This window comes from uncultured Bifidobacterium sp. (assembly GCF_945269915.1).
Classification (GTDB): Bacteria; Actinomycetota; Actinomycetes; order Actinomycetales; family Bifidobacteriaceae; genus Bombiscardovia; species Bombiscardovia indica.
Map to the genome: position 1 here is coordinate 22256 of NZ_CALYOY010000026.1, position 11135 is coordinate 33390.

Consider the following 11135-nt stretch of genomic DNA (forward strand, 5'->3'; position numbering starts at 1 on the left):
CTGGCCAGGAGGGCTGGCCCCACCCCCACACTGTCTGCTTTGCCCACTAGACTCGACCACTATGACCGAGACTCCTGTGCCCTTCATGGTGGTGACCCTGGCCGTTCTGGCCGTCTTTTTCGTGGTGGACCTTCTGGTCATCGGACGGCGTCCACACGTTCCCTCCACTGGCGAATGCCTCCGTCACATCGCCTTCTTCGTGGTCATGGCCCTGATTTTCGGCGGTCTGGTCTGGTGGGTGTCAGGGTCCGGACCGGCCATCGAGTTCTACTCCGGCTGGCTCACCGAGTACTCCCTCAGCATCGATAACCTCTTCGTCTTCGTCATCATCATGGGCAACTTCGCCGTTCCCCGGGACCTGCAGAAGTACGTCCTGAGCATCGGTATCACCATCGCCCTCGTCCTGCGCGGCATCTTCATCCTGGCCGGCACGGCCCTGATCACCCGCTTCACCTGGGTCTTCTTCATCTTCGGTGTCTTCCTGCTCTACACGGCCTGGTCCATGGTCTCCGGCAAGGGCGAGGAGGACGAGGAGTACCACGAGAACGGCCTGATCAAGGCACTGAGGAAGGTCATCCCCATCACCAATGAGTACGACGGGGAGCACCTGCGCATCACCCGGAATGGGACCCGTTTCTTCACCCCCCTCCTGGTGGTCTTCCTGGCCATCGGGACCACGGATGTCATGTTCGCCTTCGACTCCATTCCCGCCATCTTCGGCCTGACCAAGGACCCCTTCATCGTCTTCACCTCCAACGTCTTCGCACTCCTGGGGCTCCAACAGCTCTACTTCCTTCTGGGATCCCTCCTGGACAAGCTGATCTACCTGCCCTATGGCCTCGCCGTGGTCCTGGCCTTCATCGGGGTCAAGCTGATCATGGAGGCCCTCCACGGCAATACCCTGCCCTTCATCAACGGAGGCCACCCCTTGGAGGCGGTTCCCGAGATTCCCACCTGGCTGTCCCTCCTGGTCATCGTCCTGGCCATCGGCATCGCGGCCTTGGCCAGTCTGATCAAGTCGCGAGGTCAGAGGGAACCCTCGATTGAGGAGGTTCCTGCATCCACGGCAAACCTAGGCGGAAAGTAGACTGTTAACGCTAACGGGAAAGACTGGTCCTTATCCTGAGGACACGGTAGAATAGGCGTGTAAGGAAATCACGGGGGTCCCTTGCGGCCTCCACTACAAGACCTATGAACAGGCAGGCATTACATGCGCAAAGCCAAGATTGTGGACACTATCGGACCGGCTTCGGAGTCGCTGGAGAACATCACCAAGCTCGTTGAGGCGGGTATGGATGTGGCCAGGCTGAACCGTTCGCACGGCACACCCGAGGACCATCTCAAGGTCTACAACAATGTGCGTCAGGCCAGCAGGGAAACAGGTCGCAACGTGGCAGTCCTGGTTGATCTCCAGGGCCCGAAGATTCGCTGTGGCTGGTTCAAGAAGAATGAGCAGGGCGAGGACAAGGTCCAGCTCAAGAGTGGTCAGGAGTTCATCATCACCACCGATGACATCGAGGGTGACGAGCACATGACCTCCACCACCTTCAAGGGCCTGCCCGGCGACTGCCACCCCGGGGATCCCATCCTGATCGATGACGGCAAGGTCCGCCTCGAGGTCACCAAGATCGAGGGTAACAAGGTCTACACCAAGGTCGTCGTGGCCGGCCCTGTCTCCTCCCACAAGGGCATCAACCTGCCCGGCGTTGCCGTCAGCCTGCCGGCACTGACCGAGAAGGACGAGGATGACCTGCGCTGGGGCATCCGCACCGGAGCCGACATCATCGCCATGTCCTTCGTCCGGTTCGCCACCGATATCGATCGCGCCCATGAGATCATGGACGAAGAAGGTCGCCGCATCCCGATCGTGGCCAAGATCGAGAAGCCCCAGGCCGTCGATAACCTGGAGGACATCGTCAAGGCCTTCGATGGCATCATGGTCGCCCGTGGCGATATGGCCGTCGAGATGCCTTTCGAAGAGGTGCCACTGGTCACCAAGCGCTGCATCGAGCTGGCCCGTCAGTACGCCAAGCCGGTCATCGTCGCCACCGAGGTCCTGGGCTCCATGGTCCATTCGCCGGTCCCCAGCCGTGCAGAGGCCTCCGACTGCGCCAACGCCGTGCTGGATGGTGCCGACGCGACCATGACCTCCAACGAGACCGCCGTCGGCGACTATCCCGACACCACGGTCTCCACCATGGCCCGGATCTCCGGTTACGCCACCACCCATGGTTTCGACAGGATTCCCAGCCTGCAGAACTTTGACATGTCCGACTCGGGTGCAGTCTCCTCTGCTGCCGTCGACCTGGCCGACAAGCTCAACGCCAAGGCCATCGTCGCCTTCACCCAGACCGGCAACACGGTACACAGGATCTCCCGTGAGCGTCCCGCGGCCCCGATCTACGGCCTGACCACCAACGAGCACACCTTCCATTGGCTGGCGCTGAGCTGGGGCACTGAAGCCTTCCTCTGCGAGGACGACTACCACGACTTCACCAGGATCAACCTGATGAAGTATGTGGACAAGGCCCTGAAGGCTGCCGGCAAGGTCGAGGATGGAGACCAGCTGGTCGTCCTGAGCTGCGCCCAGGGTGAGTACGAGCCCGGCAACACCGATTCGATCTACGTCCACAAGGTGGGCGTGACCGAGTGAAACGGTCCTGAATAAGGCGAGTGCCCGGTTTCCCCAAGCGGGGAGCCGGGCACTTTATTGATCGACCCCGCCGGGCCGGTCGTCAGTGCAGGTCCGAGAGGCCTATCTTTGCTCTGAGCACGGCGATGGTGGTCTTCGCGTCCAGGATGGTGCCGGCGATCACCATGTCATAGGCCTCGTCGACGGTGAAGAGCCGCACATCCTGGTGGGGAGTCTCCGGTGCCAGACTGGCCGGGGTGACCGGGGTCAGCCCCTCCGCATAGAAGAGTGTGGTGTGCTGGGTGGAGAAGCTGGGTGTGTTGATGAAACGGGCGAACTGGTTATAGGATGCCGCCACATATCCGGCCTCCTCGCGCAGGCGTCTGGTGGCCACGTCGATCGGGGCCTCCTTGTCGTTCAGGGGGTGCCCGGCGGGCAGCTCCAGGGTCCACCTGTGGGTGGGGAGGCGATACTGTTCCACCAGGGGGATCCGCCCGTCGTCGGTGATGGCCAGGACCGCTATGGTGTCGCCGTTCTTCTCACTGACGATGCTTCGGTCGAACTGCTCATTGTCGCTGGAGGCATAGGTAACCCTGTCGACGCTGAAATAATGGGAGTCCATGATCTGCTTGCGCGATTTTTCTTCGACAGGGGATGGACGCCACGGATCGAACCGCCTATAGATCTGGCTGGTCATCATGCTCTCCTTTGATAGATGAAAGAGAAAAAACCACTATGTTTGTATTGTAAGGCTGAATCAACACGGAAACACTTGCTTCGTCTTTAAAGTATGATAAATTCACTGAGGAATGGAAAGCCCCCGTATCCCAAGTGGTAGAGGAAACGGCCTCAAAATCCGTGCAGTGTGAGTTCGAGTCTCACCGGGGGCACGATAAAACGAACCCCGTGCTCACGTCATCCGTTCGGCTGATGGGAGCACGGAACATGATGAAACGAGGTTGAAAAGTGGCTTCAGATATTGAGGACCGCGATGATTCCCACAAGGGGCGCACCGTCGTCGTGGCAGAGGATGAGGCTTTGATCAGGCTCGATACCGTTGAAGCCCTTGAGGATGCCGGATACGACGTGGTCGGTCAGGCCGCCAGTGGCCAGGAGGCCATCGACCTCACCCGTGAGCTGCGCCCCGACGTGGTCGTCATGGATGTCAAGATGCCCGGCACCGATGGAATCACCGCCGCCACCGAAATCGGCAAGGAGAATCTCGCCCCGGTGGTCATGCTGACGGCCTTCTCCCAGCAGAGTCTGGTCGAAAAGGCCGCCGATGCCGGTGCCATGGCTTATGTGGTCAAGCCCTTTGCGCCGGAAAAGCTCCTGCCTGCCCTTGAGGTGGCCATCTCGCGATTTGACCAGATCAATGCGCTCAAGGAGGAAGTCACCGACATGAAGGCCCGGTTCGAGGCCCGTAAGCGGGTCGACAGAGCCAAGGGTCTCCTCATGGAGAACATGGGTCTGACCGAGTCCGAGGCCTTCCGCTGGATCCAGAAGACCTCCATGGATCGCCGTCTGACCATGCAGGAGGTCGCCGACGCGGTGATTTCTCAGGTCCAAGGTTCAGACAACTAAGCGGTGCATGATGGGCGAGGCCAAGAACCAAGACGGACCAAGCGGTAAACTTCTGGTCGTAGATGGCCATTCCTTGGCCTTCAGGGCTTTCTACGCCCTCCCGGTGGAGAGCTTTACCACATCGACAGGCCAACCGACCAACGCCGTCTGGGGCTTCGCCACCATGCTGGCCGACGTGATCGCCAAGGAGAAGCCCACCCACATGGGTGTGGCCTTCGATGTCAAGGGCGGCACTTTCCGCAACAAGCTCATGCCCGACTACAAGGGCACCCGTGAAGCAGCCCCCGACGAGTTGCTCTCCCAGCTGCCCCTGATCGAGAAACTCCTCGACGGGCTTGGCATCACCTATATCATCAAGCCCGGGTACGAGGGCGATGACATCATCGGCACCCTGGCCACCATGGGTGAGGCCGCCAACTTCGACACCCTGGTCCTCTCGGGCGACAGGGATGCCTTCCAGTTGGTGGACGACAGGATCACCGTTCTTTACCCTGGCCACCACTTCAAGAACCTGAAGCACATGACCCCGCAGGCCATCGTCGACAAGTACAAGGTCACCCCGGAGCAGTATCCGGACCTGGCCGCCATGCGAGGCGAGGGGGCCGACAACATTCCGGGAGTCCCCGGTGTCGGTGATGGTTTCGCGGCCAAGTGGATCAATACATATGGCAGTCTGGAGAACATCCTTGACCACGCCGAAGAAATCGGCGGCAAGAAGGGCCAGGCACTGGCCGAGTACGGGGACCAGGTCAGGCTGAACCGAAAGGTCAACTCCCTGGTGCGTGACCTCGATTTGGGAGTGACGGTCAAGGATCTGGCCTTCGGTACCATACACACCGACAAGGTGGTGCCGGTCTTCGACAGGCTGCAGTTCAGCCCCAATACCCGCAAGAAGATCCTCCGCGGGTTCAATACGGTCGAGGACTATGATTACTCATCCGCCTCGGCAGTGGCAGGAGGGGGGGATGAGATCACCTTCACTGATCCGGTTCAGGACCAGGTGGGTGATACCAAGGCCCTGGAGGAGTGGGCCGACAAGCATCTGCCCGACAAGGAGGGGTCGATTCGTTCGGCCCGCCAGGTCAATGATGCCGCCGACACCCTGAGTCAGGATGTGGATACCAGGCAGTCCGCCGACCGCGACATGGTATGCGCCGAAGCCATGAAGGACCATTGGGTCCTCTATGCGAACGGAACCTCCAGGCATGGCGACTATAACCTCCAGGAGCTCTCCATCCTCTCCATGGACGGCCATGGCATCATGTTCGGGGTGGATGATCTGAATGGGAATATGGTCAAGGCCCTCCAGGATCTGATCGACCATCGCATCGGTTCGTGCGTCGTTCATGGGTACAAGGAGCATCTGCACTTCCTGGAAAGCCGGGGGCTGCACATGCCACTGCCTCTTTTCGATACCAAACTGGCCGGTTACCTGGCCCAGCCCGACTTCCATGCCAACGATGTGGAGGAGGCCGTGGCCCACTTCCTGGCCATTCCGGTCGAGAAAGAGCCCAAGGCCACCCAGGGCAGCCTATCCCTGGACGGGACCTCCAGCGAGGATGAAAAACACCGTGGGTCCAGGATCCTCCGCCAGGCCCAGTATGTCATGATGCTGGCCGGCCGTCTCCAGTCCCTGATCGACGAGCGGCACCAGTATGGTCTGCTCCGAACCATCGAGCTGCCCACCTCCGGCGTCCTGGCCGAAATGGAGACCGAGGGAGCCAAGGTGGATGACGCCCGCCTCAAGGCCATGCATGACCAGTTCGCGGCTGAGGCGCGTCAGGCCCAGGACATCGCCTGGCAGCGTGCCGGCACCAAGGTCAACCTCCAGAGCCCCAAACAACTTCAGAAGGTTCTCTTCGACGATATGGGCCTGGCTCCATCCCACCGGACCAAGACCGGTTCCTATTCGACCAATGTGGCTGTTCTCCAGGACCTCTACGTCAAGTCCGTCAACAATGAGCGGGCCAACGATTTTCTGGGTGCCCTCCTCAAGCATCGGGAGACCAACAAGCTCAAGCAGATCGTCCAGACCCTCCGTGAGGCCATCAACCCTCAGGATGGGCGTCTCCATACCACATACGAGCAAACCGTGGCCGCCACCGGCAGGCTGAGTTCGGTGGATCCCAACCTGCAGAACATTCCGAACAGGGATGACCGCGGGCGCGAGATCAGGTCCGCCTTCGTCCCCGGTGAGGGATACGAAGCCCTGCTCAGTTCGGATTACTCCCAGGTGGAGCTGCGCATCATGGCCGACCTTTCGGGCGACCAGGCCCTGATCGAGGCTTTCAAGTCAGGCACTGACTTCCATCGGTACGTGGCCAGCCTGGTGTATGACATCCCCATGGATGAGGTCAGCAGTGACCAGCGTTCCCATGTGAAGGCCATGAGCTACGGGCTGGCATATGGACTCAGCACCTATGGACTGGCCCAGCAGCTGAAGATCAGCCCTGCGGCGGCCGATGTCCTCCGATCCAAGTATTTCGCCACCTTCGGGAAGGTCCACGAATACCTGGAGTCCCTGGTGGCTGATGCCCGTGACAAGGGCTACACCGAGACCATGTTCGGTCGACGTCGCTACTTCCCGGGGTTGCGCTCCAACCGGCGTCTGACCCGTGAGGCGGCCGAGCGCGGTGCACTGAACGCCCCCATTCAGGGGTCCGCCGCCGACATCATGAAGATAGCCATGATCAAGGCCAACCGGGCCCTGGACAGGGAGGGTCTGAAGAGCCGTATCTCCCTGCAGATCCACGACGAACTCCTGGTGGAGATTGCGCCGGGTGAGGCTGAGAAGGCCACCAAGTTGGTCAAGGACTCCATGGAACATGCGGTCAATCTTGCCGTCCCTCTGGATGTGTCCACGGGCATCGGCCAGGACTGGCAACTGGCTGCCCACTGATGCCATGAGGAGGGTCCATGTCCGTGTCGGTTGATGAGGATGGGGATAGGTCTGTGGTACCCGTTCTGGCCCAGGTGGTCAAGGTTCTGGAGGGGCTCTATCCGCTGGAGTACGCCGAGGACTGGGATCACCCCGGACTAGTCGTTGGCGATCCCACCTGGCCGGTCCATACGATCGTTTGCGCTGTTGACCCCCGGCCTGATGTGGTCGATCAGGCCATCGCCCAGGGGGCCGACCTCCTGATCACCCACCACCCGCTCTTCTTCAGGTCGGTTCACGAAGTTTCCGGTCTGGGTTTCCGCGGGGCCATGGTCAACAGGCTGATTGCCCACCGTTGCGGGCTCTGGGTCGGGCACACCAACGCCGATGAGGCCTATCGTGGGGTGGCCCATGCAGCAGCGGACCTCCTCGGGCTCAAGGAGACCAGGCCCCTGGTGCCTGTCCAGCCCTCGGATCACGACCTTCATGTTGACCAGGGCATCCAGGTTGGACTGGGGCGTCTGGGAAGGCTTCCCGAACCCATGACCCTGGCTGATCTGGCAGGACGGGTGGCCGACATCCTGCCCCCCACACGCCTTGGTATCCAGGTGGCCGGTCCTGGATCCGCCTTGGTGTCCACGGTGGCCCTTCTTCCCGGTTCCGGGGATTCGGAATTCGATGTGGTGCGCAGAAGCGGGGCCGATGTCTACATCACCAGTGACCTTCGCCACCATCCGGCCACCGACGCCTACCAGGAAGCCCTCTATACGGCTCGCCTTGCGGACGCGATGGGGGAGGGTAACCAGGAGGCCACACCGCGGCCCATGCTGATCAACACCCCTCATTCGGCCATTGAGGGCCTCTGGTTCCGTTACGCCCTGGATGACATTCCAGATGCCATCCATGATGAGACCGGTTTTACCCCGGAAATATCGGAGTCGCCCATCCAGACCGATCCGTGGACCATGGTTCTTCGTCGAGGCTCTGATTCTTGTCTGAAACCGAGTGATTCCCATCCGGCGGATCAGGCGATTCGGCACTGTTGCGCTGATTCATGTCGCGAATAGGATGTTTCTTGTCCCATGGATCAGGTCATTAGGTAATACAGGCCGACCCATCTGATTTGGCGGATTCTGTCAGGTGATTGTCGTGTTTCCAGTTCCTGCTCAAGCAGGAGACGCCTGTTTCAAACAGGATCAGACTCCTCCTTCAGGGTTGGGCGGCGGATGCAGGCGTAACCTGAACGAAGACGGCGTTGGCCGGCTATGATGGTCGGCTTCAAGGAAACGGAAGGCGGAAAGGTGGATGGAGCCGATGACTGATGTTCCTCAGAGTGTGCACCCGTGGAGCTGTTCCAGCGGGGACGAGGCCGGTGGCCCGGGTGGTCGGGCCATCGATCAGAGGCTGGCGGATCAGGGAGGGGAGGGGACCGACATGTCCTTGGAGCCTCGTGAGATTCGCAGCCACGAGGTGTTTTCCGGGCCCATCTTCACCATCCTGGATAAGCTGATTGAGTTGCCCCAGGTAGATGGTTCCGTGGAACGTATCCGACGTCAGCTGATCCACCACGATCCCTGTGTGGTCATGCTGGTCCATGACCTGGCCTCCGACACCTACCTCCTGACCCGTGAGTACCGCGTGGGGGCGGGACGGTATGTGCATGGTCTGCCTGCCGGGTTCATGGACCGGGGTGAGACCCCGGTCCAGGCAGCCCTGCGAGAGCTGCACGAGGAGACCGGTCTGGTGCCGGGCGATAAGGAATCAACCACCTCACCGGCTGGTCCTCCCGAGGGGCTGGCCAAGGATGCCGGATTCATCGACCCGGGACCGGGCGTATACTCCTCCCTGGGAATGAGTGACGAGTTCGGACACATCATGGTCATCCACCTGAGCAGGTGGCACAAGGAGAACCGGCATTTCGACCCGGGGGAGCACATCCAGTCAACCTGGGTGACCTGGGAGGAACTGGTGGATGCCGGCATACAGGACTCCAAAGCCGTCGTGGCCATCCAGCATGAGGCCATCAGACGCCTTCAGGAGGGAAAAGTCGGGCTAGCCGGATTTGAACCGGCGACATCCTGCACCCAAAGCAGGCGCGCTACCAAGCTGCGCTATAGCCCGAAGCCCAGGGGCTGAGCCCGCCAGGCACAATTCATCAATATAGCACGATGGCTCCACCATCGTTCCTCAGACAAGCTCCCAGCTTGCGGCTACCATGGGGACCATGACAGTGGCAGAGACATGGGCAGCGCCGCAGGCCGAGGGTCCCTTGAAGGCAGAGGTGACGATACCGGGGAGCAAGTCCCTCTCCAACCGGTATCTGATCCTGGCGGCTCTGGGAAGCCGTCCCGTCAGGCTGACAGGCCTGCTCAGATCGAGAGATACGGACCTGATGATCCAGGCCCTGGAGGCTCTGGGTGTGGGGTGTCGGGTCAATCCGGAGGATCCTACGGATCTGGAGGTTGAACCACCGGCAGATGGGCGCTTCCACGGTGGTGCCCAGGTGGACTGCGGACTCGCCGGAACCGTCATGCGGTTCCTTCCCGGCCTGGCCATGCTGGCCGACGGCCCCACACGCTTCGATGGGGACGAGCAGGCGTATCACCGTCCCATGGGGCCCCTCCTGGACGGGTTGACCCAGTTGGGAGCCGGGATTGACTACCTGGGCGAGGAGGGTTTCCTGCCCTTCGATCTGGTACCGCCGGATCGCCTTGTCGGCAGGGAGATCACCATAGACTCCTCAGCCTCATCACAGTTCATCTCCGGACTTCTGCTCCTGTCCCCCAGGGCGGAGGGCACCATGACCATCATCCACCGGGGCGACCACCTGCCCAGCCTGCCACACATCGCCATGACAGTGGAGGATCTGTGCCGGGCCGGTGTGCAGGTTCAGGCCGATCCCGACCACTGCAGGTGGAGGGTGGAAAGGCGGCAGGACGGGGGAACGAGGCTGCCTGTGCGTGTCCAGGTGGAGCCGGACCTGTCGAATGCGGCACCCTTCCTGGGGGCGGCCCTGATAGCAGGCGGCAGTGTCACTGTGCCCAACTGGCCTGGTCGCACCACCCAGCCCGGAGGTCTCCTGCCTGGTTACCTGAAGACCATGGGAGCTGGAGTCGAGATGGTTTCCGACGGGCAGGGGGGTGCCTCCTGCCGGGTGACCGGCAGGGGATCCATTCATGGGCTGGGAGACTTCGATCTTTCCCCAGCCGGGGAGATCGTCCCCTCCATTGCGGCCATGCTGGTCTTCGCCGATGCCCCCAGCCGGCTGCATGGCATCGCCCACCTGCGCGGCCATGAGACCAACCGACTCAAGGCCCTGGTCAACGAAATCACCAGGGTGGGTGGTCGGGCCCATGAGCTTGATGACGGCCTGGCCATCGACCCCGTGCCTCTCCGGGACATGCATGGGGCTGTCATGGAGACCTACGCCGATCACCGGATGGCCACCTTCGCAGCCATGATCGGACTACGGATCCCCGGAATCCAAGTGCTCGACATCGGCACGACAGCCAAGACCATGCCGGACTTCCCCGGCATGTGGGGACGGATGCTCCATGGGTCGAGTGAGATATCACCTGACAGCTGACCTCCCTGCTGGCGAAGACGGAAGATGGCAAGGGGTGGAGAATGCCGATATCGCAGGAATTCGAGTGAGAGGAACCGTAAGATGAGCAAGGATCCTGATGGGCAGACCTGGCAGGATGACCTGGACCTGGCCATTGCCATGGCAGACCAGGCGGATCAGGTGACCACGGACTATTTCAGATCACCGGAACTTCAGGTGGAGCGGAAGGCGGATGACACCCCGGTCACCCAGGCCGACCGGGAGGCGGAGGCGGTGATCCGGCGCACACTGGCCCAGGCCCGGCCTGACGACACCATCTATGCCGAGGAGCTGGGACGTCAGGAATCCAATGGCAGACGGTGGATCATCGATCCGATTGACGGGACCAAGAACTATGTGCGCGGCGTCCCCGTCTGGGCCACCCTGATCGGTCTGGAGGTCGACCGCCAGATGGTGGTCGGTGTGGTGTCCGCCCC

Annotated in this window: 8 protein-coding genes, 2 tRNA genes and 1 pseudogene; 9 read left to right on the forward strand and 2 right to left on the reverse strand. The window is 61.4% G+C overall.

From position 1 onward, the window contains the following. Positions 1–61 precede the first annotated feature (61 nt). The gene (locus Q0K62_RS05975) at positions 62–1087 is read left to right on the forward strand and encodes a TerC family protein (protein ID WP_297317068.1); all 1026 of its coding nucleotides are present in this window, start codon (positions 62–64) and stop codon (positions 1085–1087) included. A gap of 123 nt (positions 1088–1210) precedes the next feature. After that, positions 1211–2653 carry a pyruvate kinase gene (pyk, locus tag Q0K62_RS05980; protein ID WP_297317069.1) on the forward strand — a complete coding sequence of 481 codons (1443 nt, stop codon included), beginning with the start codon at positions 1211–1213 and terminating at the stop codon, positions 2651–2653. An 82-nt stretch (positions 2654–2735) separates the two neighbouring features. Here pyk and Q0K62_RS05985 read toward each other — a convergent pair whose 3' ends face one another. After that, on the reverse strand, positions 2736–3329 hold the full coding sequence (locus tag Q0K62_RS05985; protein ID WP_297317077.1) for an NUDIX hydrolase: 594 nt from the start codon (positions 3327–3329) through the stop codon (positions 2736–2738). 119 nt (positions 3330–3448) lie between these two features. Here Q0K62_RS05985 and Q0K62_RS05990 point away from each other — a divergent pair. The 5 genes and pseudogenes from Q0K62_RS05990 to Q0K62_RS08010 form a co-directional block, all read left to right on the forward strand. After that, a tRNA-Leu gene (locus tag Q0K62_RS05990) sits at positions 3449–3522 on the forward strand. 76 nt (positions 3523–3598) lie between these two features. After that, entirely contained in the window at positions 3599–4216 is a 618-nt protein-coding gene (locus tag Q0K62_RS05995) for a response regulator (protein ID WP_297317070.1), read from the forward strand. Between the two features lie 10 nt (positions 4217–4226). Then, complete coding sequence (gene polA, locus Q0K62_RS06000) at positions 4227–7115, forward strand: DNA polymerase I (protein WP_297317071.1); 2889 nt, start codon at positions 4227–4229, stop codon at positions 7113–7115. A 17-nt stretch (positions 7116–7132) separates the two neighbouring features. Next, entirely contained in the window at positions 7133–8161 is a 1029-nt protein-coding gene (locus Q0K62_RS06005) for a Nif3-like dinuclear metal center hexameric protein (protein WP_297317072.1), read from the forward strand. 517 nt (positions 8162–8678) lie between these two features. Continuing rightward, a pseudogene (locus Q0K62_RS08010) lies at positions 8679–9059 on the forward strand (NUDIX hydrolase); the annotation flags it as partial. 82 nt (positions 9060–9141) lie between these two features. Here the strand turns inward: Q0K62_RS08010 and Q0K62_RS06010 are convergent. Continuing rightward, positions 9142–9215, reverse strand: a tRNA-Pro gene (locus Q0K62_RS06010). A gap of 103 nt (positions 9216–9318) precedes the next feature. On the opposite strand from Q0K62_RS06010, the gene aroA reads away from it, so the two are divergent. Together aroA and Q0K62_RS06020 are read left to right on the forward strand one after the other, a co-directional pair. Further along, on the forward strand, positions 9319–10680 hold the full coding sequence (gene aroA / locus Q0K62_RS06015) for a 3-phosphoshikimate 1-carboxyvinyltransferase (RefSeq protein ID WP_297317073.1): 1362 nt from the start codon (positions 9319–9321) through the stop codon (positions 10678–10680). Positions 10681–10761: 81 nt separating this feature from the next. Then, positions 10762–11135: inositol monophosphatase family protein (locus Q0K62_RS06020; protein ID WP_297317074.1), on the forward strand; the 374-nt coding region annotated here is incomplete at its 3' end.

What these genes read in the sequence shown, in the direction of transcription:
- Q0K62_RS05975 (WP_297317068.1), top strand. Translation starts at nt 62, where the DNA reads ATGACCGAGACTCCTGTGCCCTTCATGGTGGTGACCCTGGCCGTTCTG.
- pyk (WP_297317069.1), top strand. Translation starts at nt 1,211, where the DNA reads ATGCGCAAAGCCAAGATTGTGGACACTATCGGACCGGCTTCGGAGTCG.
- Q0K62_RS05985 (WP_297317077.1), bottom strand. Translation starts at nt 3,329, where the DNA reads ATGACCAGCCAGATCTATAGGCGGTTCGATCCGTGGCGTCCATCCCCT.
- polA (WP_297317071.1), top strand. Translation starts at nt 4,227, where the DNA reads ATGGGCGAGGCCAAGAACCAAGACGGACCAAGCGGTAAACTTCTGGTC.
- Q0K62_RS06005 (WP_297317072.1), top strand. Translation starts at nt 7,133, where the DNA reads ATGTCCGTGTCGGTTGATGAGGATGGGGATAGGTCTGTGGTACCCGTT.
- aroA (WP_297317073.1), top strand. Translation starts at nt 9,319, where the DNA reads ATGACAGTGGCAGAGACATGGGCAGCGCCGCAGGCCGAGGGTCCCTTG.